Raw genomic sequence first — 23,067 nt, 5'->3', positions numbered from 1 at the left:
GTTACAGCCTCAATTATTTCTTCTTAGCTTCTTTCATGACAACCACTTCGCCAGCATAGCGAATACCTTTGCCTTTGTAAGGCTCGGGTGCGCGGTAAGCACGAATTTCAGCAGCCACTTGACCCACAGCTTGTTTGTCTGCACCAGTCAAAACGATTTCGGTTTGAGAAGGGGTGGCAACACTCACGCCAGCAGGCATGGTGTGGTTGACAGGGTGAGAGAAACCCAAAGACAGGTTCAACACATTACCCTGAGCCTGTGCGCGGTAACCCACGCCAACCAATTGCAATTTTTTCTCAAAGCCTTCGGAAACGCCTTTAACCATATTGGCAACCAAAGCGCGTACTGTGCCAGACATGGCAGCAGCGTGTTTGCTTTCGTTGGCAGCCTGAAAGGTCAAAGCGCCATCGTTCAACTCAATTTTCACATCGCCTTTCAAAGGCAAGGTCAAAGTACCGTTTTTACCTTTTACGGTAAACACATCTGTTCCAATGTTTACTTCTACGCCAGCAGGAACAGTTACTGGATTTTTCGCTACGCGAGACATCGTTCAACTCTCCTATTAGGCAACAATGCACAGCAATTCACCGCCGATACCAGCAGCGCGCGCTTTACGGTCGGTCATCACACCTTTTGATGTGCTGACAATGGCAACGCCCAAGCCGTTCATCACAGCAGGGATTTCGTCAGAGCCTTTGTAAACACGCAAACCAGGGCGTGAAACGCGTTTAATTTGTTCAATTACGGGGCGACCTGCATAGTATTTCAAAGTGATGTTCAATACAGGTTTTGCATCAGCAGATACAGCAAAATCTTCGATATAACCCTCTTCTTTCAAAACTTTGGCAATTGCGCATTTTAATTTTGAAGAAGGCATCGCCACAGCCACTTTATTAGAGCGTTGGGCATTACGGATACGGGTCAACATATCGGAAATAGGATCATGCATACTCATTTTTTCTACTCCTATTACCAAGAGGCTTTAATCACACCCGGAATGGCGCCACGCATGGCGATTTCACGGATTTTAATACGACCCAAACCGAATTTGCGGAACACACCGCGTGGGCGACCTGTGATGGCGCAACGGCGACGTTGGCGCACAGGAGCAGCATTGCGAGGAATGGATTGCAGTTTCAAACGCGCTTCGAAACGCGCTTCATCGGTTGCGTTTGCATCATTGATGATGGCAAAAATGGCAGCGCGTTTTGCTGCGTATTTTTTCGCCAAAGCAACACGCTTTGCATCACGATTAATAAGTGCTTTCTTAGCCATGATTAACCTTTAAATGGGAATTTAAACAATGACAACAAAGCTTTCGCTTCTTCGTCCGTTTTAGCCGTGGTGGTGATGGTGATGTTCAAACCGCGCAACGCATCAATTTTATCGTACTCAATTTCGGGGAAAATGATTTGTTCGCGCACACCCATGTTGTAGTTACCGCGACCGTCAAATGATTTGCCGCTCACGCCACGGAAGTCGCGCACACGGGGCAATGCGATGGTTACCAAGCGGTCTAAAAATTCAAACATGCGTTCACGGCGCAAGGTTACTTTGCAACCTACGGGGTAGTTGTCACGGATTTTAAAGCCTGCAATGGATTTGCGTGCTACGGTAACAACGGGTTTTTGACCTGCGATTTTTTGCAAATCGTTTACGGCGTGTTCCATCACTTTTTTGTCGGCAACTGCTTCGCCCACACCCATATTCAAAGTGATTTTTTCAATACGGGGTACTTCCATGATGGATTTGTAACCGAATTGTTTCATCAATTCTGGTACAACGGTGTTTTTGTAGTATTCTTGTAAACGTGCCATGTTTATTCACCTTTGCTCGGAGCAGGCACTTCTGCACCATTTGATTTAAATACGCGAACGCGTTTTACTTTGCCTTCGCCTTCAATCAATTTAATGCCAACGCGGTCTGCTTTTTGGGTTTGGGGATTGAAAATGGCAACGTTTGAAATTGCCAATGGCATTTCTTTGGTAATGATGCCGCCTTCAATGCCACGCATGGGATTGGGTTTTTGGTGGCGTTTTACGATGTTTACGCCTTCAACAATCACTTTGTCGCCCAATACGCGCACCACTTGACCTTGTTTGCCTTTGTCTTTGCCAGTAATGACGATGACTTTGTCGCCTTTAATGATTTTGTTCATTGTGTAACCCTTTCTTAATTAAAGCACTTCGGGTGCCAATGAAACAATTTTCATAAAACGCTCAGTACGCAATTCGCGCGTTACTGGTCCGAAAATACGGGTACCCATGGGCTCTAATTTGTTGTTCAACAACACGGCTGCGTTGTTGTCAAATTTAATCAGTGCGCCATCAGGGCGGCGAATGCCTTTTGCGGTGCGAACCACTACGGCATTGTAAACATCACCCTTTTTCACGCGTCCACGAGGGGCAGCGTCTTTTACTGCCACTTTAATGATGTCGCCCACATTCGCGTAGCGACGCTTGGAGCCGCCCAATACTTTGATGCACATCACGCGGCGCGCACCAGAGTTATCAGCCACATCCAAGATGGTCTGCATTTGAATCATGTTAAATAACCTTGTTTATTTAAATCCAACTTAATTTACCACTTTCAGGCTGCCTGAAATCCGCTTTTGCGTTTCGTTCAACCCGAAACCGCAATGGGTTCCAGTAAACCAGTCTTGGCCCCGAAGGGAAGATGCCCAGATTTGGGCTGAAAGAGTGGCGCATTATACGCCTTTACTTAAAAGATGACAAGGGTTTATTCTGGTCTTTTTTTGCTGCCTGAAATGAACGTGTGCCACCACCCCAAGCGTGGGTGTGGCGGCGCAACGCCACGTTCACACCCACTGTGCGCCACGCGCTTTCAGGCTGCCTGAAACTTAAATGATGCCTTGCTCTGCGAGTTTTTCTAAAAAATAGGGCATTTGCTTGCGCCATGTTGTCCAGTCGTGGGGCATGTCGTGTCCCCAGTAGTCAAACCATGCGTCTATATTTTTGGCGGCAAAGGCGGCTTGTAAACGGCGGGTGTCTTCTATGTGGCGTTCTTCCCACGCGCCTTGGGCTACGGCAATGATGTGGTGGTTTTGGCGGTAGCGTGATAAAAACCAGTCATCGTGTTGATGCCACAAATAATCTAGGGGGGAATTGTGGTACACGATGGGGTCGCCATGATAGTTGCCTGTGAAACCTTGAATGTCGTACACGCCGCTCAATGCGATGGTGGTGTCAAACACATCGGGGTGGCGCAGGGCAAAATTGACGGCGTGGTATGCGCCCATGCTGCAACCTGTGGCGATGATGGCTTTGTCCCATTGTGATTGGTGGCGTATGTGGGGAACGAATTCGTGCATCATGTAGCGGTCGTAGGCTTCGTGGGCTTGTGCCATGTGGTGTGGGGATTTGTTTTCTGCCAACCATGATTCTTTGTCTATGGAATCGGGGGTGTAGACGGTGATTTTGCCGCTTTCTATAAAGGGGCTTATGGCGTTTATCATGCCAAAATTGGCGTATTCTTGGTGGCTGCCACCTGACGATGGAAACACGAGCATGGGTTTGCCTGCGTGTCCGTACACGTTGAAGGGCATTTCACGTCCGAGTTGGCTGCTCCAATGGGTTCGGCTTTCAAATTTCATGGTTTGCTTTCTTTGGAAATGGGGTTTCAGGCTGCCTGAAAATGTTTTTTGTGTGCCGCAATCTTACTCCCTCTCCCTTTGGGAGAGGGCTGGGGAGAGGGTTGTACGTTGCGATTTGCCCTCTCCCTAACCCTCTCCCACAGGAGAGGGAACAAATTGTTGGCACGTTTCCGTTTTCAGGCTGCCTGAAAATAGTGATTAAATTGATTTTGTTGAACTTCTGTCCAAAATATTTCGTTGGTATCTGCCTGACGTTTTAATGCGGCAATGATGGTGCGGATTTCGTATTCAAAATCGCCATAATCATGTTGCAAAAGATAGGAGACAAATTGCACCAAAATATCAAAGGCTTGATGCGATTGCAACACATCAACATTTTGCTCAATAAAGTCTGCCAAATACCATTCGTCTAATTCAACAGATGGGTGGTTTAACATTTCAAAAAAATCGTTTAAATGCGTAAAAAACATTTTCAGGCTGCCTGAAACCATCTTAATCAATATTTTGCTTGGGTAAATGCTGCCAATTCGTGTAATTGTGCCAGCGTTTCGGTGCGCGCCAACACGCCGTGTGCGCCCATGATTTTGGCAAACACTTCTGGCACTTGTTCTATGCCAATCAGGCTGCCTGCACAATGCTGGCGTACCTCGTCTAGGCTGTGAACGTAGTGGCGGTCGGCTTTGCGTGCCATGTACACCACATTCCATGGGCGCGTGATTTGGCTGGCAAAGGGTTTGCCTTGCACCATATTGGCGTATTCGGCAAACACGTCAAAATCGTTGGCATAATTCCACATATCAATGGTCAAACCCCCAGGTGGGCGGCAGTTGATTTCCAAAGGCATAAATTCATCTCTGCCATTGACGCGGAAAAATTCAAAATGGAAAAAGCGTTCTTTAATGCCAAATGCGTCCACGCATTTCTTGCCCAGTTCCACCAATTTGGGCGACAATTCGCGCGGCACCCAATAGTACATATCGCGGTCGGCGGCGACTGTGTCCAAAATGGATTCGGAATATTGCATGCCTGCATAAAAGACGATGTTGCCATCGCAGTCGGTCAAGCCGTCAAAGGTAACGATGTCGCCCACGATACACTCTTCCATGATGTATTCAACGTGCGGATTGCGCTGGCTGAAAAAGGCGTTTAAATCGCTTTCGGTGTGGATTTTGTAGGTATCGCTCGCGCCCACGCCCGAATTGGGTTTGATGACAACGGGCAATTTCAATTCTTTAACCAATTTACGCGCATCGGCTTCATCGCCAAACACGCGCCCGTTTGCCACTTTCAAGCCTGCCTGACGGAACACTTCTTTCATTTTCGCTTTGGTTTTGATGACAAGCATGTCCTTGTTTTTGTAGCCAAACACGTTAAAATCGGTACGCAACTGCGCGTCCAATTCCAACCAGTATTCATTGTGCGATTCAATGCGGTCAATGCGACCGTATTTGTGGGCAAAATAGCCCACCGCGCGGTAAACTTGCTCATAATCGTGCATATTGTCCACGCGATAATATTCGGTCAAATGGGCGCGCAAATTGTCGCTCAAACTTTCATACGGCACATCGGCAATGCCCAAAGTGTTGATGCCCTGCTCGCGCAAACGCACGGCAAAAGTCTCAAAATTGGTGGGAAAATGCGGTGAAATCATCACAAAATTGATGGGTCGGGACATGATGTTTTCTTTCTGTGAAATGAGGTTTTTGGGATATTTTTTCAGGCTGCCTGAAAAATAAAATGCTTGCTTGCCGCAATCTGCCCCTTTCCAAGGCGGAGGGAACAAATTGCTGGCACATTCACTTTTTCAGGCAGCCTGAAAACGCATTCTAGGCAAATTAACCTAATTTCACAATCCCATTTTTAAAATACGTTAAAATAAAGCATTTTTCCGACCCCCACCAACCCACTCTCATGAAAAAAGACATTGAATTTTATCAAGAATTGCCTTTAATGGAGCACGAATTTCACGTTCCCCATTTCAATCATCAACGCAAAGTGCGCGTGTTGCTGCCCAAAAACTACGCCCAAGAAAACCAACGCTACCCCGTGATTTACATGCACGATGGGCAAAACGTGTTTTACAGCAAACAATCCTACACGCGCCATTCGTGGAAAGTCATTCCCACCATTAAAGCCAATCCGCATTTCCCCAAAGTGATGATAGTCGGCATCGACAACCCCGCCGACCACATCATGCGCCTAACCGAATATGCCCCATGGCAAACCACGTCCGCCCACCCCAACACGATAGAATACGGCTCGGGCGGCTTGGGCGCAGCATACGGCAAATGGCTGGTTGAAACGGTCAAACCCTTTGTGGACGCGACCTACCGCACCCTGCCCGACCGCGAAAACACCTTTGTCGCAGGCAGCTCCATGGGCGGTTTGATTACCGCGTATTTGGGCGCGGCTTATCCGCAAGTATTTGGCGGATTGGGCGTATTTTCACTGGCATCGTGGTTCAGCGAACAGCCATTTTTGGATTTTTTGGCGCAACACCCCAACAATCCACACAGCAAAGTGTACATACAAGTTGGCACCAACGAAGGCGATGATGTGGACAAACACTTCACAGGTTCCACCTCCATGAGCCAAGAATACATCGATTGCAGTTTGCGCTATTACCAGTTGCTGCTGCGTTCGGGCGTGCCGTTGGACAAGATTTCCTTGCGGATTATGGCGGGCAAAAAACACCACGAAAGCGCGTGGGCAGCCCATTTTGTTGAATTTTTGGAAATGATGTTGCGGAAGTGATTTTCAGGCAGCCTGAAAAACATTTGCCAAAATCATTTTGAAAACAAACGCAGGGGCAGATTTCACATCTGTCCCCTATTCTTTTCAGGCAGCCTGAAAACAAAAAAAGCGAAGTTCACAGGAACAAATCCTGCCAACTTCGCTTTTGATTAGGGTGCTGTCAATTAAACAGTACGCGCTTTTTCAACCAACTCTTTTACCACCCAAGCTTTGGTTTTAGACAAAGGGCGAGATTCTTCAATCACCACAATGTCGCCAATGCCATATTGGTTTTGCTCATCATGAGCGTGGATTTTGGTAGAGCGGCGAACAATTTTACCGTACAAAGGGTGTTTTACTTTACGTTCAACCAATACAGTAACGGTTTTGTCCATTTTGTCGCTGACCACTTTGCCTTGCAAAGTACGAACAATTTTTTCAGTACTCATTATTTGGCACCTTTCTCGGCAATAATGGTTTTCACACGAGCAATATCGCGGCGCACTTGCTTAATCGCGCTGGTTTGACCCAACTGACCCGTAGCATGTTGCATACGCAGACCGAATTGTTGTTTCAGCAAATCAACCAAAACTTCGTTCAGTTGCTCAACTGATTTTTCTTTCAATTCATTGGCTTTCATTATTTACCCACCTGTCTTGTTACAAAGGTTGTTGGGATAGGCAATTTAGCCGCAGCCAAAGCAAACGCTTCACGCGCCAAAGACTCAGCCACGCCGTCCATTTCATACAACACTTTACCGGGTTGGATTTCGGCAACATAGTATTCAACCGAACCTTTACCGCCACCCATACGCACTTGAATGGGTTTAGCCGTAATCGGTTTATCGGGGAATACACGAATCCAAATGCGACCACCACGTTTAATGTGGCGCGTCATCGCACGGCGAGCCGCCTCAATTTGACGAGCAGTCAAACGACCACGACCCACAGCTTTCAAACCAAAATCGCCAAAGCTAACGGTGTTACCGCGTGTTGCCACGCCCGTGTTGCGACCTTTGTGCTGTTTGCGGTATTTCAGTCTAGTTGGTTGCAGCATTGCGACCTCCTTTACGGTTGTTGCGGCGGTTTTCGCGTTGTTCAGGCTGCGCTTGAACTTGACCTACTTCGCCTTTGTACACCCATACTTTCAAGCCCAAGATACCATAAGTGGTCAAGGCTTCGCTGGTAGCATAATCCACATCAGCGCGTAAAGTATGCAAAGGCACACGACCTTCACGATACCATTCGCTACGCGCAATGTCCGCACCGTTCAAACGACCAGACACCATAATTTTGATGCCTTTTGCGCCAGCGCGCATGGCGTTTTGCATAGAACGTTTCATTGCACGGCGGAATTGAACACGTTTTTCCAATTGTTGCGCGATACCGTCAGCAATCAATTGAGCGTCCAATTCAGGTTTGCGGATTTCTTCAATGTTCACATGAACCGCCACGCCCAGCAATTTTTCCAAATCGCGTTTCAATACTTCAATGTCTGCGCCTTTTTGACCGATTACCACACCAGGGCGAGCCGTGTGAATGGTAATGCGTGCAGATTTAGCAGGACGCTCAATCACGACACGGCTAACAGAAGCATTGGCTAAGCGTTTACGCAAATATTCGCGTACATCAATATCTTGTTTCAAAACGGCGGCAAAGTCGGTGCTTTTGGCAAACCATTTTGAAGACCAGTCTTTATTGACTGCCAGTCGGAAACCAACTGGATGAATTTTTTGTCCCATGGTTATTCCTTAGTTGCCTACCACCACGTTGATGTGGCAAGTTTGTTTTTCAATGCGGTTACCGCGACCTTTGGCACGCGCTTGGAAGCGTTTCAGGCTGGGTCCTTTGTCCACGAAAATCGTTACGACTTTCAATTCATCAATGTCGGCACCGTTGTTGTGTTCGGCATTGGCGATGGCGGATTCCAACACTTTTTTAATCAATTCAGCACCTTTTTTGGGGCTGAATGCCAAAATGTTCAGGGCTTGGGCAACGTCTTTACCACGAATCATGTCTGCCACCAAACGGGCTTTTTGAGCAGAAATGCGGGCGTTGTTATGTTGTGCAGTTACTCTCATGTTTCACCTTATTTTTTCTTGGCTTTTTTATCAGCCAAATGACCTTTAAAGGTACGGGTCAATGAGAACTCACCCAATTTATGACCGACCATGTTGTCGCTGATGAACACAGGCACATGTGTGCGACCGTTGTGTACAGCAATGGTTAAGCCGATGAAATCAGGCAAAATGGTAGAACGGCGCGACCAAGTTTTGATTGGACGCTTGTCGTTGTTCGCACGAGCCGCATCTACTTTTTTCAATAAGTGCAGGTCAACGTATGGACCTTTTTTCAATGAACGAGCCATGTTAATTAACCTTTGTTAGAGTAGCGGCGGCGAACAATCATATTGTCCGTGCGTTTGTTGTTACGAGTGCGATAGCCTTTGGCAGGAGTACCCCATGGGCTAACGGGTTCGCGTGCTTCGCCTGTGCGACCTTCACCACCACCATGTGGGTGGTCTACTGGGTTCATCACCACACCGCGTACGGTTGGGCGAATACCACGCCAACGGTTGGCACCTGCTTTACCGATTTTTTTCAGGCTTTGCTCTTCGTTGCCCACTTCACCGATGGTGGCGCGGCAATCAACGTGAATGCGGCGAACTTCACCAGAACGCAAACGCACTTGGGCGTAAATGCCTTCTTTTGCCAACAACACTGCAGAAGCACCAGCAGAACGCGCGATTTGTGCGCCTTTACCAGGTTTCATTTCAATGCAGTGAATGGTGGTACCAACAGGAATGTTGCGGATTGGCAAAGTGTTGCCCACTTTGATGGCGGCTTCTGCACCGCTTACCAATACTGCGCCTGCCTGAATACCGCGTGGGGCGATGATGTAACGGCGTTCACCGTCTGCATAGCACAACAATGCGATGTGTGCGGTGCGGTTGGGGTCGTATTCAATGCGCTCTACTTTGGCAGGAATGCCGTCTTTATTGCGTTTGAAGTCCACAACGCGGTAATGGTGTTTATGACCACCACCTTTGTGGCGTGTGGTAATGTGACCGTTGTTGTTGCGACCTGCGGTGGTTTTTTGTTTTTCCAACAAAGGTGCGTAAGCTGCGCCTTTGTACAAACCTTCAGTTACCACACGCACCATGCCGCGACGACCTGCAGAGGTCGGTTTCATTTTTACGATAGCCATGCTTATTCCTTATCTGCAGCGGCTGCGGCTGCTTCCAAATCCAGCTCTTGACCTGCAACCAAGCTAACATAGGCTTTTTTCACATCGCTGCGGCGACCCAATGTGCGACCAAAGCGTTTGGTTTTGCCTTTGGTGGTGGTGGTCGTTACAGAGGCAACCTGAACATTAAACAACAATTCTACTGCTGCTTTGATTTCGGTTTTGGTTGCGTCTTTCAATACTTTGAAAACCATTTGGTTGCGTTTTTCAGCCAGCATATTGCTTTTTTCTGAAACAATAGGAGCCAAAATCACTTTCATTAAACGTTCTTGGTTCATACCCATTGCTCCTCTAATTGTGCAACAGCGTCCTTAGTCAGCACCACTTTTTTGTAGCGCAACAAGCTGTAAGGGTCGGTTTGCGTGGCTTCCAGCACCAATACATTAGGCAAATTGCGTGAAGACAAGTACACGTTTTCGTCCAGTTGTTTGGTGATGAACAAAACTTGTTCCATGCCCAAATTTTTCACTTGTTCAGCAAATTCTTTGGTTTTGGGTGTCGCGGCAGACAAAGTGTCAATCACAAACAAACGCTCATCGCGTACCAATTGAGACAAAATGGTTGCCATGCCTGCACGGTACATTTTGCGGTTCACTTTTTGTGTGAAGTTTTCATCGGGTTTGTTTGGGAATGCGCGACCACCTTTACGCCACAATGGTGATGAGGTCATACCAGAACGGGCGCGACCTGTACCTTTTTGACGCCAAGGTTTTTTGGTAGAGTGTTTCACTTCGGCACGGGTTTTTTGGGCGCGGTTGCCTGAACGGGCATTTGCCAAATAAGCCGTAACCAGTTGGTGAACCAATGCTTCGTTGTATTCACGGGCAAACAAGGCATCAGAAGCGGCAACGCTGCCTGAAACTTGACCTTGTGCATTAATCAGTTTCAATTCCATTACGCACCTGCTTTCTTCACGCTGTGGCGAACGACCACGTTGCTGTTTGCTGCACCAGGAACGGCACCTTTAACCAACAACAGGTTGCGCTCCACATCAACACGAATGATTTCCAAGTGTTGCACGGTAGATTGGGTGTTGCCGTATTGACCTGCCATGCGTTTGCCAGGGAATACGCGACCAGGGTCTTGCGCCATACCAATGGAACCAGGCACACGGTGCGAACGGGAGTTACCGTGAGACGTGCGTTGTGCGCCGAAGTTGTGGCGTTTGATGGTACCAGAGAAACCTTTACCTTTGCTGGTGCCAGTTACATCAACCAACTGACCTGCTTGGAACAATTCTACGGTAACAACATCGCCTGCTTTCAATTCGGCGGCTTTTTCTTCAGAAACGCGGAATTCGTGCAAGCCACGACCTGCTTCTACACCTGCTTTGGCAAAGTGTCCAGCTTCGGGTTTGTTCACACGATTGGCTTTTTTCTGACCAAAGGTAACTTGTACGGCGGTGTAGCCGTCTGTTTCTTTGGTTTTTACTTGGGTAACGCGATTGGCAGTCATTTCCAACACGGTTACAGGGATAGATGCACCCTGTTCGGTAAACACGCGGGTCATGCCTACTTTGCGTCCAACCAGACCTAAAGTCATGATTTTTTCCTTGTTAGATTAAGGGATTGCCTGCGATTGGGCAATCTTTAATGGACATAAAAAATTCTTGGCATTTCTGCCAAGACTGCTACTATAACACACTTTTTCATCAGAACGCAAGAAAAACTTTTTTATTTCAAATGGAAATGGGGATTTTTCGGCTTTCAGGCTGCCTGAAACGCGGTATTTGACAAACCACGCCATCATCATTATAATGCGCGTTTCTTTGGCAATGTAGCTCAGCTGGTTAGAGCGCACGACTCATAATCGTGAGGTCGGGAGTTCAAGTCTCCCCATCGCCACCAAACACAAAAAAACCAAGTCTGCACGACTTGGTTTTTCGTTTTTCAGGCAGCCTGAAAATCACAACCCCAAAATCTAGTAAATTTACAATATTCAACGATTTTGTACTGTTTGATTTTCCGATAATCGCACAACAGCATACACAAGCCCACCCACACAAAGAAATGCAACCCCTCCCAATATAGCAAGTTCAGGTTTTGTTTTTGCTACCTCTACTAAAACATCAGCAATAGTACTCGCCGCTTTTTTTGAAGCACCAACAATGATTTCATCAGACATAGTTTACTCCTCTTGACAAAAAAAGTTTCTAATCAATACGGATTATAATCCGTGTACTTTTGCTTGTCAAAAACAGATATTTTGGCATTTGGATTTTCCGTGCCATGAATACACTTCGCCAAATAATCGGCAACAACATTCGCAATAAACGCAAAAGTTTGAATATTAAGCAAGATGAGCTGGCTTTGCTGGCTGAAATTGACCGCAGTTATATGGGCAGAATTGAACGCGGCGAAGTCAATTTAACCGTAGATAAACTGTTTCAAATTTCACTGATTTTGCAATGTGAAGCTGCCGAATTATTGCCCCATCATGAGCAATTAACGTAATTGCTTTTTCAGACTGAGACCTTTGCAAAACTCGGTTTGTAGGGGCGAATTGCATATCTGCCCTGTTTAGAAATTGCAGAAATTGTTATTTTTATCAAAAATGTGAACTTGGGATAAGTAACTGTCAATTTGCCAACAAACCCACCCTTTCTCCCTGTGGGAAAGCGTTGGAGAGAGCTTGTTGAGCAGCATACCCTCTCCCCAGCCCTCTCCCACAGGGAGAGGGAGTAAAGTTACTTAAATTTATCAATCACTTTTATCCTGAACTCGCGTTACCAATAAATTGAAAAGGGGCGGATATCAAATCCGCCCCTACGTCAGTTTAAAAGTGGGTGTTGCAAAAGTTTCAGGCTGCCTGAAAACGCATTCTGCGCCACTCAAAACCCCATTTGCCGCAAAATGCCTGTGGTAACAATCGCAATCAACACGGTTGGCAACAGCGACAGGCGCAACATCGCCACACACGTTACCGCCACCGCCACCATATTCGCCACATTGCCCGATACAATCACGGGCGCAATCACGGCAATCAGCACACACCCTGGTACGGCTTGCATCACGCGCAAGGCTTTGGGCGAAAGCTGGCGGTTGGCAAACGCCAAATAACCCACAATCCGCGTCAAATAAGTGCAAATCGCCAATGTGATGATGGTCAGCAAAACTTGAAATTCCATGATTTTTTCCTTTAATTTTTTTCTGTACGGTCATCGCCCATGAAAAATGCCGTTGCCACGCCAGCCAATGCACCCACCGCCACATACCACGCACCATCAAATAAATGATGGCAAAGCCCCGCCCCCAACAAACTCGCCAACCACGGTAAGGCTGCCTGAAAACCGCGCCACATGCCTTTGAGCAACACCAAAAACACCGCCGTAAACGCCATGTCCATGCCATATTGTTTCAAATCGCCAATCAAAGGCGCGAAATACGCCCCTGCGGTGGTAAACACAATCCAAGTCAAACACAATAAAATCGCCACACCCAAATAATACGGCACATTCAAGGCTTTGCGACCGTGTTTTTGCGCGTCTGCAATCGCCATTGCCCAGCTTTCGTCTATCATCACAAACAGCAGGGGCAAGGCTTTTTTCTTGGGCATACCTTTGAGTAATAAGGAAAAAGTTGCGCCCATGATGATGTGGCGGCTGTTTACCAAAGTTGCCATTGCCACAATCAGGGGAATATTGAGCGGATTTTGCCACAAGCTAACCACGGTAAATTCCGAGCCGCCCGCCAAATTGGTGGTGGTTAAAAGCGACAATTCGTACCATTTGAAACCCGCACCCACCGCCGACGCCCCCAGCACCAAAGCAAAAGGGATAAAGCCGAGCATAATGGGCAGCGCGTCTTTCACACCGCGCCAAAATTCGTGTTTTTGGTATGCTTTTTCTTGAATGGGGCAAGTGATTGCCGTGTGGTCGTAAGTGGAAATGGTGTCCATTTGGGTTATTTTTTATCAATGAAAGAAAGCGCGTATTCTAGGGCAAAATTCGCGCTATTTTTTTGTGATGTTGTGTTAAAATGAAATCATTTTGGCAAAATGCGCCATTTTTTTGATTTTTATTGGCAGATATTTTCAATCATGATTTTTGACGATTTGGATAAAATAGACAAACGCATTTTAAATGCTTTGCAAAAAGACAGCAGTTTGAGCAACAATCAGTTGGCGGATTTGGTGGGTTTGTCGCCATCACCGTGTTTGCGCCGCGTGCGGATTTTGGAAGACCAAGGCTTTATTAAAGGCTATTCGGCGCGTTTGAACGCGGAAAAATTGGGCTTACATTTGACGCTGTTTGTGCGCGTGTGGCTCAAATCGCAAACGGAAGATGTGGTCAATCACTTTTCCAACAGCATCAAGGATTTGGACGAGGTGCAAGAATGTTATTTGATGGTGGGCGATTGCGATTTTGTGCTGAAAGTGGTGGTAAAGGATTTGGCGGATTATCGCCGTTTTCAGGTGCAGCATTTGACCCATATTGAGGGCGTGAGCAACATCAAAACCGAAGTGCCTGTGCAAACGATTAAGGCAACGGGGAAATTGCCTGTTTAGTTTTTTCAGGCTGCCTGAAAGTACACGAAAAAAACTTTCAGGCTGCTTGCAACCTATCCCCTCCCACGCTGGCGGGGGAGGGTTAGGGTGGGGGTGGCACGTTGGCTTTCTAACCCCCACCCCAGCCCTCCCCCTTTCATAGGGGGAGGGGGTAAATGGGTGGCACAACACAAATTTCATGCGCCGCCAAGCAGCCTGAAACCCCATTCACACAAAGGAAAACACCATGGAACGATTTGATTTTGGTTTTGCGCCCTACACTTTGCTCAACCCCGAGCAAAGGCAAATTTTGCAACAATCGGTGGACATTGCCTTTTTCAACGATGACGCCATCATCATTCAAGCCCAGCAAAACATTGAACATTTGTATGTGATGATAAAAGGTGTGGTCAAAGAACTCAATGCCGAGGGCGAGGTTTTGGCGGTGTACCGCGAACACGATACTTTTGACGCGCGCGCTTTGATTGAAGGCAGCAGCCAAAATCAATTTATCGTAGCAGAACAATCGCTTGTGTACAGCATTCCCAAAGAAACCGTGCAAAAAATCATTGCCGCCAATGCCCAATTTGGCGCGTATTTTTATGCTTCGGTTGCCGACAAATTCGCCAATTTCATCGGCAACCACAATGAAAATGAATTAACAGGCTTGTTCAGCGCAAACGTGCGCGATGCCTATCGCAAAAACGCGGTTTGGTTAGACGGCAACGACAGCCTGTTTACCGTTGCCGAAAGCATGAAAAAACACAAAAACAAATCGGTGTTAATCCGCCATGAAAACCGCGTGGGTTTGCTCACCGAATCGGTGTTTCGTGAATTGCTTTTGAAACAGGGTTCGCCGCAAGACCCTGCTCATCAATGGGCGACTTTTGATTTAATCAGCATTGATATGAATGATTTTGTTTTCAATGCCTTATTGAAAATGATGCAATATCATGTGCAGCGCGTGGCGGTGTTGAATCAGGGCGAAATTGTGGGCGTATTGGAGCAGGTGGACGTGTTGGCGTATTTGTCCAACCACAGCCAGCTTGTTGCCCAACGCCTTGAAAGTGCAACCACGCTGGACGATTTGAATGGCATTGCGTGGCAAATGACACAATCCATTTTGGTTTTGAAAAATAATGGCTTACGCGCACCGCAGTTGGCGCAACTGATGCAGGTACTCAACAGCAGCCTGTTTGAAAAGGCGTGGCGCATGATTGCTTCGCCCCAACTTTATGAGCAATCGTGTTTAATCGTGATGGGTTCGGAGGGACGCGGCGAGCAGGTTCTGAAAACCGACCAAGATAATGCCTTGATTTTAAGCGAACAAGCGGATTTGGCAGAGGCAGAACAGGCTGCCTTAAAATTCTCTGAATTGCTGGAAAAGCTGGGTTATCCGCCATGCAAGGGCAATGTGATGGTCAGCAACGCCATGTGGCGCAAAACGCTGCCTGAATTTAAGCAAATGGTGGGCGGTTGGGCGCGTAAAGCCACGGGCGATAACATGATGAATTTAGCCATTTTTTTGGACGCGAAAGCGGTGGCGGGCAACACGGCTTTGTTGGACGAGGTCAATCGTCATGTGCGTCAGTTTTTGAACAATGATGTGGGCATGTTGATGACGTTTGCGCGGGCGGTGGAGCAATTTGATGGCGATGGGCAGGGCTTTTTTTCGCGCCTGTTGCACCGCCAAGCGAAGGAAAAAATGGACGTGAAAAAAATGGGCTTGTTTCCTGTGGTGCATGGGGTACGCGCTTTGAGTTTGGAAAATAAAGTGAATGAAACCAATACGTTTGAGCGCATTCAAAAATTGGCGCAACTGGGGGTGCTGGACGCGCAATTTGCCCAAGATTTGTCGGAGGCGCAACGTTATTTGATGGACATGCGTTTGAAAGCGGGTTTGGCGTGTTTGCACGATGGCAAGGTGGTCGCGCCCAATCAGTTGGACATTGACAGCTTGTCCACCATGGAACGCGATTTGTTGAAAGACGCGCTGCAAGTGGTTAAGCGATTTAAAAACATCATCAGAATGCACTTTCGTTTGAATACTTGATTTTCAGGCTGCCTGAAAGTGCGCGACCAAAATCTTTGGGTTGCCTGAAATCTGTCCCCTCCCCTGCTGGCGGGGGAGGGTTAGGGTGGGGGTGGCACGTTGCGTTTCTAACCCCCACCCTTGCCCCAGACTTGCCAAGTTCTGTACTTCGTAGGGGCAGATTTCATATCTGCCCTTTCTACGATATTTGAATTGTGGTACTTCCCACAGGGCGGATATAAAATCCGCCCCTACGACACGATGAGAACTTGGCAAAGTCTGTTACATAGGGGGAGGAAAGTGTGTGCTTTCAGGCTGCCTGAAACCCAAAAGAGTGGGTGTGGCGGCGATACGCCACGTCCCCACCTCAATTACAGGAGTACATCATGGGCATTTTCGCCAAAATCCAACGCCATTTTGCACAAAAACATTTAACCGACCCGCATTATCAATTTTTGTTTGATGAACACGCTTATCCCAATGAATATGTGAGCTTTGACTGCGAAACCACCAGTTTGGACGTGAAAGAGGCGGAAATCATCTCCATCGGCGCGGTAAAAATTCGCGGCAATCAGATTATGACCAGCGAATCGTTTTATGTGCTGGTCAAGCCCGAGGGCATGATGGAAGCGCGTAACGTTACCATACACGGTTTGCGCCCCAAGGATTTGTCGCATGGTTTGCCGATTGAGCAGGCTTTGCAGCAATTTTTGGCTTTTGTGGGCGGCAGACCTGTGGTGGGCTATTTTTTGGAATACGATGTGGCGATGGTCAATAAATTCATGAAACCGATGTTGGGGATTCATTTGCCCAATCGCCAAATTGAGGTGTCTGCACTGTATTATCAGCAGGAAATGCGCCAAAAATATTACGATATGGTGGTGGATTTGCGTATGGCGAGCATGATAAATAAACTGAAAATCCCCGACCTGCCACGCCATGACGCGCTCAATGATGCCATTAATGTAGCGATGATGTTTTTGGCGTTGCAGGGTCAATCACAACACAAATAGCCATCTTCAATTATCTGTATTAAAAAATAATTCTTTTGATTGATGCTCCAAATAGGGTAAAATAAAGAGTCAATATTCGTTTTTTTATTTATGATTTTTGGAGTCATGCACACCATGCGCAAATACCTTTTGCCCTTAATTGGTAGTTTACTTTTACTTAATGCGTGCAGCGAAGAACCTGCTGCTCCTGCCGCCACAAACAATCAGGCAGCCTCAAACACCCAATCGGTTTCCAGTTCAGCCGCCCCCGCCAACCCCACTACCCGAGTGAAAGTAGTGGCTGCGGTATATCCTCCATTTGTGATTCGCAACAAACAGGGCAGTGCAGAAGGTTTTGACATTGATATTTTAAATGAAATCGCCAAACTGGAAGGTTTTGAAATGGACATTTTCCCACAATCGAGTTGGGAAGGTGCTTTGGAATCATTGGATAATGCCTCCAAAGACTTGGTTGTGGCAGCCGTAACCCTCACGCCCGAACGTGCTGAAAAATATTTGCCCACCAAATCTTATGTAAGCAGCCCAAACAGTATTGTGGTACCCAAAAATTCCAGCATTACCCAAGAAGCGGACTTAAAAGGCAAAGTTGTGGGAGTGGGTCAGCGCGCCGCCTTTTTAAAAGAGAAAGAAAAAGACCCCAATTATGCCAATGTGAAATTTCAAACGTTTGAAACACCTTATTTGGCATTAAGAGCTGCCCTATCCAAGGAAGTAGATGCGGTAGTTGGGCAAAAATTGTATTTACAACATGTTTTACAAAATACACCTGATGCAGAACAAAATGTGCGTTTCATTGATTTGAATACCAATAATCCCAATAAAGTCATGATGTCGCGCAAAGGCAATGAAGAATTGGTCAATCAAATCAATTCAGGTTTGGATAAAATCAAACAGAATGGCACTTACAACCGCATTTACATCAAATGGTTTGGTAATGCACCTGAAAAATAATTGAAATAGACTTGAATCAACACACCGTCATTGTTCACACAATGGCGGTGTTTTCTGATTTTAGAAAGGGATTGAACATCATGCTACCTTGTCCGTGCCAATCACACCTTGTTTATGCAGCATGTTGTGAACCTTTGCATCGCGGTTTCAGGCTGCCTGAAAATGCGGAACAGCTTATGCGTTCACGTTATGCGGCTTACGTTTTGCAACACATTGATTATATTGTGGATACCACCGTACCCAGCCAACAAATTTTGCTGGACAAAGCCGCGATTGCCGCATGGTCGCGCGATACCGAATGGCTGGGGCTGACCGTTCACACCCACACGCCACACATCAAACCCCATCACGCGCAAGTGGCATTTACCGCCCATTTTGCCGAAAAGGGCGTGGCGCAACAGCACCATGAATTGTCGGCATTTGTGAAACGGGGCGAACGTTGGTATTTCATAGACCCCACCGTACCATTACCGAGCATGAAATCGCCGTGCATTTGTGGCGCAACACGAAAATTTAAGGCGTGTTGTGGGCAATTTTTGAAATGAAAAATGACGTTTCGGGCAGCCTGAAACCTGTGCAAAACCTACTTTTAAACTGACATAGGGGTGGATTTCATATCCGCCCCTTTTTTCAATTTAGGGTTAATTCATTTAAAAATAACGCGAGTTTGGGATAAAAGTAATTGATAAATTTAAATAATTTCTCTCCCTCTCCTTGTGGGAGAGGGCTGGGGAGAGGGTATGCCTCAACAAACCCTCTCTCCAACTCTCTCCCACAGGGAGAGAGTGCTGGTTTATTGGCACATTCACAGTTACTTATCCCAAGTTCACGTTTTTGTAGGGTGATGAAAAAGCCACAAAAAAGTTGCCTGAAAACCAAAATCCCCCAAACCGTTACCAGTTTAGGGGATTTTGTCATCTTTGCAGATTATTGTACTTTGATTTCAACGTCCACGCCAGCAGGCAAGTCCAATTTCATCAAAGCGTCTGTGGTTTTATCTGTCCAGTCCACGATGTCCATCAAACGCAAGTGGGTGCGGATTTCCAATTGCTCGCGCGAAGTTTTGTTCACGTGAGGCGAACGCAAAATGTTGAAGCGTTCAATTTTGGTTGGCAAAGGAATCGGACCTTTTACCACCGCGCCAGTGCGTTTGGCGGTTTCAACGATTTCTTGGGCAGATTTGTCAATCAAGCTGTAATCGTAGGCTTTCAAGCGGATACGGATTTTTTGGTTAGCCATTTATCTTTATCCTTTGAAATTAAGCAATTACATTAGCCACAACGCCTGCACCAACGGTACGACCACCTTCACGAATCGCAAAACGCAAACCGTTTTCCATCGCGATTGGGGCAATCAATTCAACGGTGATTTTCACGTTTTCGCCAGGCATAACCATTTCCACGCCTTCTGCCAAAGTTACTGCACCAGTAACATCAGTGGTACGGAAGTAGAATTGTGGGCGGTAGTTTGCGAAGAATGGAGTATGACGACCACCTTCTTCTTTGCTCAAAACGTACACTTCTGCTTCAAATTTGGTGTGTGGGGTAATGGTACCGGGTTTAGCCAATACTTGACCGCGTTCCACTTCTTCGCGTTTGGTGCCGCGCAACAATACACCTACGTTGTCGCCTGCTTGACCTTCGTCCAACAATTTGCGGAACATTTCCACGCCAGTACAAGTGGTTTTTTGGGTGTCTTTCAAGCCCACGATTTCAATTTCTTCGCCCACTTTGATGATACCGCGCTCTACGCGACCTGTTACTACGGTACCGCGACCAGAGATGGAGAACACGTCTTCAATAGGCAACAAGAATGGTTTGTCAATCGCACGTTCTGGGGTAGGAATGTAGCTGTCCAAAGCGGCAGCCAATTCAAAGATTTTTTCTTTGTAAGCGGCATCGCCTTCCAAAGCGCGCAAAGCAGAGCCTTGAACGATGGGGCAGTCATCACCAGGGAAATCGTAGCTAGACAACAAGTCGCGGATTTCCATTTCCACCAATTCCAACAATTCTGCGTCATCAACCATGTCGCATTTGTTCATGAACACGATGATGTAAGGAACGCCCACTTGGCGAGCCAACAAGATGTGTTCGCGGGTTTGTGGCATAGGACCGTCAGCAGCAGAGCATACCAAGATTGCGCCGTCCATTTGTGCCGCGCCAGTAATCATGTTTTTCACATAGTCGGCGTGTCCGGGGCAGTCTACGTGTGCGTAGTGGCGGTCTGCGGTTTCGTATTCAACGTGAGCGGTGTTAATGGTAATGCCGCGTGCTTTTTCTTCGGGAGCGGCGTCAATTTGGTCGTAAGCTTTTGCTGTGCCGCCGAATTTTTCAGCCAAAATGGTGGTCAATGCAGCAGTCAAAGTGGTTTTACCATGGTCAACGTGACCAATGGTGCCAACGTTTACGTGCGGTTTGCTACGTTCAAATTTTTCCTTAGCCATGAGCTAAATTCCTTATAAAGAACAAGTTAAAAGAACAGTATTCAGGCAGGCTGCCTGTACACAAAAAAGCAGAACGATAAATCCATCGCTCCGCAAAATTTGAAAAATGAAATTATCGTCTGTTTTAATAAAAAAATCAAGTGGTTTATTTTTCAGGCTGCCTGAAAATATGATTGGGTAAAAAATATCAAAACGAGTGGGGGTAAACACCCGCCTTACAAAATAATCATATTTAATAAATCAATAAAAAAATCGGTACAAAGACCGATTTTCTCAACCCGAATCAAGGCATTGGACTAAAAATTTAGCCCAATGCCTTTTAGCACTAGCACCCCCATATATTTTGGTGGAGGCATCGGGAATCGCAATTTGCATGTTACAATAATTTTTACGTTTTGACAAGGAATCAAGTGATGACAACTTTTGTATTATGGACAGGTGTAGATAATAGAGGGATTACTTCCTTAAATTTTGCGTCAGATAGTAGAATTTCATGGGCTAATGTGAATGATAAAATTGAATATGGTCAAAAATTATTTTATTCTCAAAAATACCCAGAAATTTTCGGTTTTACAGGCGATGTGACACTATGTAAATCCATTTTACCTCATATACTGACCTATATTGATGAACTTGACGGCATATCTCATTGTTCTTCTATAATGGAGAAACAAGAACTGATTTACCAAAAATTTGAGAAATTCATTAATAACTATCCCGCAACACAAAAAAATAATTTTTCTATTTTTTATGGGACAAAGTACAATACTAATTTACATGCTGAATTTGGGGTACTTGAAATTGTGTATAATAAAAAACTCAATAAATTAGATAAGAAAAATCATATTTTAGAAAACAAAAATAAAATTTTCAAAATTTATGATGGTAGCGGAAAAGAAATCGCTCAAAAATTTGATTATTTATGGGAAAAATCTGATGTGGGTGGTTATAGTCGGGCTGTGTTTGGTGCATTTTGTGATGCAATTAACTCAAACGAAGACAGGCAAACTAATAATATTGCTCAAATCGTTTCTTTGTGGAGAGGACGGGAAAACCCGATTGTGACTGCCTATGCACATCACAAAAAAATTTTCTTAAATGGACAAGAAATAACCGATACTTCATTGTTAATAGAAAAAAATATTTCTATTAGAAATCATTTGTTTGAAATATGCGACCATCAAGGCAATCGTCTTGTTGATGCACAAAAACAACCTCGTCCATTTAAATCACAATAGCCAGCATAAGCAAATGTAGGCAGCCTGAAAAGAAATTTGAATAAACAATCATTGAATAAATAACAAAAAAGGCAGCCTGAAAATTTATATTCCCAAGAAACCGCATAATTGCGACTGGGCGCGGTAAAGCGTTCCAAGCCCTGATTGTGGTTGCCCCTGTCGCTGGCGCGGGCAACGCGGTCAGACGTACCCGTTAAATTCAAACCGCGCAAGGTGTCCCAACTGTGGTATAGTCAGTTAAAATAAGAATAGGACACTAACGTATCAGTAAAATGCCTTCCACTAGGTAAAATGGCTCGCATATATCTCTTGATGTTTGCCCATGTCCGTTCTATGGGATTAAGCTCTGGTGAATAAGGTGCAAGCGGCAAGATTTTATGCCCCCATTTGTGCGCCATTTCACGCAAAATACCCATACGATGAAATCGTGCATTATCCAAAATAATGACAGATTTTTTATTTAAAATAGGCAATAAACATTGCTCAAACCATGTTTCAAAAAAAGCACTGGTCATTGTGTTTTGATAAATCATAGGGGCAATCAGTTTGTTGCCGACTTGTGCGGCAACAAGCGATAAGCGTTGGTACTTTTTACCACTGATTTGGGCTTTGATGACCTGCCCCTTTGGGCTACGCGCATAAGGACGAAATAAGTAAGTATCAAATCCCGTTTCATCCAAATAAACACGCTGATAGTCAAAAAATTCAGCCAGTTGATTTAAATAATCTTTTACTTTATTTGGGTCTTGTTCTTTGTATGTGGTGGTCTTTTTTTACGCGTGATACCCATTCTTTTGAGTGCATAAAAAATGGCTGATTTTGAACAATTAAAATGTTCAGCTATTTCATGCAAATAAGCATCAGGGTGTTGTTGTATATGTTCAGCCAATTTTTGGCTGTTCAATTTATTGGCATTTTGCCCCTTTACTTGATGATTTAAGCTGCCTGTTTGCGCTTTCAAGCGTATCCATAGGTAAAGCGTATTTCTGGATATTTGGTAAGCTTGGGCGACTTTACTGATATTTTTGCATTGTTCATAATAGCTTAATGCTTTATTTCGCAGTTCTGTTGAATGTGCCATTTTTTAATCCTAAAAATTAGGGTATTGTACTATTTTATTTTGAATTGACTATATTTGCGATTGGTTAGATTGTACACACCAGCGCGTAAAGTCAAATTTTTCACAGGACGATAATAGCAAACGTAGGTCGGCTCTCCGAGCCGACATCTCCATCTATCTCTTAAATTTTGTGAATGTCAACTTGGAAAGCCGACCTACTCATTTTTGCCATCGTGTCAAATATTTTCAGGCTG

General features: G+C 45.8%; 33 protein-coding genes and 1 tRNA gene. 9 read left to right on the top strand and 25 right to left on the bottom strand.

What is annotated here, in order from left to right:
• Positions 1–13 precede the first annotated feature (13 nt).
• The 9 genes from rplF to H3L97_RS02900 form a co-directional block, all read right to left on the bottom strand.
• Positions 14–547, bottom strand: coding sequence for a 50S ribosomal protein L6 (rplF, locus tag H3L97_RS02940; protein WP_097114669.1), 534 nt, complete (start codon positions 545–547; stop codon positions 14–16).
• Between the two features lie 15 nt (positions 548–562).
• A complete protein-coding gene (rpsH, locus tag H3L97_RS02935; protein WP_097114670.1) occupies positions 563–955 on the bottom strand; it encodes a 30S ribosomal protein S8 in 393 nt (130 codons plus the stop codon).
• Positions 956–969: 14 nt separating this feature from the next.
• Positions 970–1,275, bottom strand: a complete 306-nt coding sequence (gene rpsN / locus H3L97_RS02930) for a 30S ribosomal protein S14 (RefSeq protein ID WP_097114671.1) — start codon at positions 1,273–1,275, stop codon at positions 970–972.
• A gap of 2 nt (positions 1,276–1,277) precedes the next feature.
• Positions 1,278–1,817 carry a 50S ribosomal protein L5 gene (gene rplE, locus H3L97_RS02925; protein WP_097114672.1) on the bottom strand — a complete coding sequence of 180 codons (540 nt, stop codon included), beginning with the start codon at positions 1,815–1,817 and terminating at the stop codon, positions 1,278–1,280.
• 2 nt (positions 1,818–1,819) lie between these two features.
• The gene (gene rplX / locus H3L97_RS02920) at positions 1,820–2,158 is read right to left on the bottom strand and encodes a 50S ribosomal protein L24 (protein WP_097114673.1); all 339 of its coding nucleotides are present in this window, start codon (positions 2,156–2,158) and stop codon (positions 1,820–1,822) included.
• Positions 2,159–2,176: 18 nt separating this feature from the next.
• The gene (gene rplN, locus H3L97_RS02915; RefSeq protein WP_003783296.1) at positions 2,177–2,545 is read right to left on the bottom strand and encodes a 50S ribosomal protein L14; all 369 of its coding nucleotides are present in this window, start codon (positions 2,543–2,545) and stop codon (positions 2,177–2,179) included.
• A gap of 315 nt (positions 2,546–2,860) precedes the next feature.
• Positions 2,861–3,613 (bottom strand): esterase family protein, encoded by a 753-nt coding sequence (locus H3L97_RS02910; RefSeq protein ID WP_097114674.1) that lies wholly within the window; start codon positions 3,611–3,613, stop codon positions 2,861–2,863.
• Positions 3,614–3,789: 176 nt separating this feature from the next.
• Complete coding sequence (locus H3L97_RS02905; protein ID WP_143269161.1) at positions 3,790–4,050, bottom strand: hypothetical protein; 261 nt, start codon at positions 4,048–4,050, stop codon at positions 3,790–3,792.
• Between the two features lie 59 nt (positions 4,051–4,109).
• Positions 4,110–5,288, bottom strand: coding sequence for an ATP-grasp domain-containing protein (locus H3L97_RS02900; protein ID WP_097114692.1), 1,179 nt, complete (start codon positions 5,286–5,288; stop codon positions 4,110–4,112).
• Between the two features lie 236 nt (positions 5,289–5,524).
• Between H3L97_RS02900 and H3L97_RS02895 the strand changes: the two genes are divergently transcribed.
• Entirely contained in the window at positions 5,525–6,367 is an 843-nt protein-coding gene (locus H3L97_RS02895) for an alpha/beta hydrolase (protein WP_097114676.1), read from the top strand.
• 164 nt (positions 6,368–6,531) lie between these two features.
• On the opposite strand, the gene rpsQ is transcribed toward H3L97_RS02895, so the two are convergent.
• Genes rpsQ through rplC form a run of 10 tightly spaced genes read right to left on the bottom strand, consistent with a single transcriptional unit; the run spans position 6,532 to position 11,133 of the window.
• Positions 6,532–6,795, bottom strand: a complete 264-nt coding sequence (rpsQ, locus tag H3L97_RS02890) for a 30S ribosomal protein S17 (RefSeq protein WP_034295176.1) — start codon at positions 6,793–6,795, stop codon at positions 6,532–6,534.
• A complete protein-coding gene (gene rpmC, locus H3L97_RS02885) occupies positions 6,795–6,986 on the bottom strand; it encodes a 50S ribosomal protein L29 (protein WP_034295178.1) in 192 nt (63 codons plus the stop codon). The genes rpsQ and rpmC overlap by 1 nt, the downstream gene beginning before the upstream one ends.
• Positions 6,986–7,402 (bottom strand): 50S ribosomal protein L16, encoded by a 417-nt coding sequence (gene rplP, locus H3L97_RS02880; RefSeq protein WP_034295180.1) that lies wholly within the window; start codon positions 7,400–7,402, stop codon positions 6,986–6,988. Before rplP ends, rpmC begins: the two co-directional genes overlap by 1 nt.
• A complete protein-coding gene (gene rpsC / locus H3L97_RS02875) occupies positions 7,386–8,087 on the bottom strand; it encodes a 30S ribosomal protein S3 (RefSeq protein WP_034295182.1) in 702 nt (233 codons plus the stop codon). The genes rplP and rpsC overlap by 17 nt, the downstream gene beginning before the upstream one ends.
• A gap of 9 nt (positions 8,088–8,096) precedes the next feature.
• Positions 8,097–8,426, bottom strand: a complete 330-nt coding sequence (rplV, locus tag H3L97_RS02870) for a 50S ribosomal protein L22 (RefSeq protein WP_034295184.1) — start codon at positions 8,424–8,426, stop codon at positions 8,097–8,099.
• 8 nt (positions 8,427–8,434) lie between these two features.
• Positions 8,435–8,713 carry a 30S ribosomal protein S19 gene (rpsS, locus tag H3L97_RS02865; RefSeq protein WP_009119027.1) on the bottom strand — a complete coding sequence of 93 codons (279 nt, stop codon included), beginning with the start codon at positions 8,711–8,713 and terminating at the stop codon, positions 8,435–8,437.
• A 5-nt stretch (positions 8,714–8,718) separates the two neighbouring features.
• The gene (gene rplB / locus H3L97_RS02860; RefSeq protein WP_034295189.1) at positions 8,719–9,552 is read right to left on the bottom strand and encodes a 50S ribosomal protein L2; all 834 of its coding nucleotides are present in this window, start codon (positions 9,550–9,552) and stop codon (positions 8,719–8,721) included.
• A gap of 2 nt (positions 9,553–9,554) precedes the next feature.
• Positions 9,555–9,869 (bottom strand): 50S ribosomal protein L23, encoded by a 315-nt coding sequence (gene rplW / locus H3L97_RS02855; RefSeq protein WP_179655859.1) that lies wholly within the window; start codon positions 9,867–9,869, stop codon positions 9,555–9,557.
• Entirely contained in the window at positions 9,866–10,486 is a 621-nt protein-coding gene (gene rplD, locus H3L97_RS02850; protein ID WP_034295194.1) for a 50S ribosomal protein L4, read from the bottom strand. The genes rplW and rplD overlap by 4 nt, the downstream gene beginning before the upstream one ends.
• Positions 10,486–11,133 carry a 50S ribosomal protein L3 gene (gene rplC, locus H3L97_RS02845; protein WP_097114678.1) on the bottom strand — a complete coding sequence of 216 codons (648 nt, stop codon included), beginning with the start codon at positions 11,131–11,133 and terminating at the stop codon, positions 10,486–10,488. Before rplC ends, rplD begins: the two co-directional genes overlap by 1 nt.
• A gap of 228 nt (positions 11,134–11,361) precedes the next feature.
• On the opposite strand from rplC, the gene H3L97_RS02840 reads away from it, so the two are divergent.
• Positions 11,362–11,438 (top strand) — tRNA-Met (locus tag H3L97_RS02840).
• 91 nt (positions 11,439–11,529) lie between these two features.
• Here the strand turns inward: H3L97_RS02840 and H3L97_RS02835 are convergent.
• Positions 11,530–11,715 (bottom strand): hypothetical protein, encoded by a 186-nt coding sequence (locus tag H3L97_RS02835; RefSeq protein ID WP_097114679.1) that lies wholly within the window; start codon positions 11,713–11,715, stop codon positions 11,530–11,532.
• Between the two features lie 104 nt (positions 11,716–11,819).
• Between H3L97_RS02835 and H3L97_RS02830 the strand changes: the two genes are divergently transcribed.
• Positions 11,820–12,044, top strand: a complete 225-nt coding sequence (locus H3L97_RS02830) for a helix-turn-helix domain-containing protein (protein ID WP_097114680.1) — start codon at positions 11,820–11,822, stop codon at positions 12,042–12,044.
• Between the two features lie 377 nt (positions 12,045–12,421).
• Here the strand turns inward: H3L97_RS02830 and H3L97_RS02825 are convergent, their stop codons facing one another.
• Both H3L97_RS02825 and H3L97_RS02820 read right to left on the bottom strand, forming a co-directional pair.
• Positions 12,422–12,718 (bottom strand): AzlD family protein, encoded by a 297-nt coding sequence (locus H3L97_RS02825; protein ID WP_034295979.1) that lies wholly within the window; start codon positions 12,716–12,718, stop codon positions 12,422–12,424.
• Between the two features lie 11 nt (positions 12,719–12,729).
• Positions 12,730–13,488 (bottom strand): AzlC family ABC transporter permease, encoded by a 759-nt coding sequence (locus tag H3L97_RS02820; protein ID WP_097114681.1) that lies wholly within the window; start codon positions 13,486–13,488, stop codon positions 12,730–12,732.
• A gap of 141 nt (positions 13,489–13,629) precedes the next feature.
• Between H3L97_RS02820 and H3L97_RS02815 the strand changes: the two genes are divergently transcribed.
• The 5 genes from H3L97_RS02815 to H3L97_RS02795 all read left to right on the top strand — a co-directional run bounded on the left by H3L97_RS02815 (position 13,630) and on the right by H3L97_RS02795 (position 18,617).
• A complete protein-coding gene (locus H3L97_RS02815) occupies positions 13,630–14,097 on the top strand; it encodes an Lrp/AsnC family transcriptional regulator (RefSeq protein ID WP_034295981.1) in 468 nt (155 codons plus the stop codon).
• A 226-nt stretch (positions 14,098–14,323) separates the two neighbouring features.
• On the top strand, positions 14,324–16,129 hold the full coding sequence (locus H3L97_RS02810; RefSeq protein ID WP_097114682.1) for a putative nucleotidyltransferase substrate binding domain-containing protein: 1,806 nt from the start codon (positions 14,324–14,326) through the stop codon (positions 16,127–16,129).
• A gap of 365 nt (positions 16,130–16,494) precedes the next feature.
• Positions 16,495–17,121 carry a 3'-5' exonuclease gene (locus tag H3L97_RS02805; protein WP_097114683.1) on the top strand — a complete coding sequence of 209 codons (627 nt, stop codon included), beginning with the start codon at positions 16,495–16,497 and terminating at the stop codon, positions 17,119–17,121.
• Positions 17,122–17,235: 114 nt separating this feature from the next.
• Positions 17,236–18,072, top strand: coding sequence for an ABC transporter substrate-binding protein (locus tag H3L97_RS02800; RefSeq protein ID WP_179655860.1), 837 nt, complete (start codon positions 17,236–17,238; stop codon positions 18,070–18,072).
• Positions 18,073–18,152: 80 nt separating this feature from the next.
• A complete protein-coding gene (locus tag H3L97_RS02795; RefSeq protein WP_097114685.1) occupies positions 18,153–18,617 on the top strand; it encodes a YchJ family protein in 465 nt (154 codons plus the stop codon).
• Between the two features lie 382 nt (positions 18,618–18,999).
• On the opposite strand, the gene rpsJ is transcribed toward H3L97_RS02795, so the two are convergent.
• Together rpsJ and tuf are read right to left on the bottom strand one after the other, a co-directional pair.
• On the bottom strand, positions 19,000–19,311 hold the full coding sequence (rpsJ, locus tag H3L97_RS02790; RefSeq protein ID WP_027022381.1) for a 30S ribosomal protein S10: 312 nt from the start codon (positions 19,309–19,311) through the stop codon (positions 19,000–19,002).
• A gap of 19 nt (positions 19,312–19,330) precedes the next feature.
• A complete protein-coding gene (gene tuf / locus H3L97_RS02785; RefSeq protein WP_115723606.1) occupies positions 19,331–20,515 on the bottom strand; it encodes an elongation factor Tu in 1,185 nt (394 codons plus the stop codon).
• 413 nt (positions 20,516–20,928) lie between these two features.
• Here tuf and H3L97_RS02780 point away from each other — a divergent pair, with 413 nt between their 5' ends.
• Positions 20,929–21,753, top strand: a complete 825-nt coding sequence (locus tag H3L97_RS02780) for a hypothetical protein (RefSeq protein WP_097115303.1) — start codon at positions 20,929–20,931, stop codon at positions 21,751–21,753.
• A gap of 233 nt (positions 21,754–21,986) precedes the next feature.
• Here H3L97_RS02780 and H3L97_RS02775 read toward each other — a convergent pair.
• A protein-coding gene (locus tag H3L97_RS02775) for an IS630 family transposase (protein ID WP_182073065.1) occupies positions 21,987–22,834 on the bottom strand; the annotation gives its coding sequence in 2 pieces (ribosomal slippage) (positions 21,987–22,519 and positions 22,519–22,834; 849 coding nt in all).
• Positions 22,835–23,067: the final 233 nt, after the last annotated feature.

The organism is Alysiella filiformis, assembly GCF_014054525.1.
GTDB classification, from domain to species: domain Bacteria; phylum Pseudomonadota; class Gammaproteobacteria; order Burkholderiales; family Neisseriaceae; genus Simonsiella; species Simonsiella filiformis.
The sequence above is the reverse complement of the archived record's forward strand: the minus strand, read 5'-3'. Positions and strand labels throughout refer to the sequence as shown.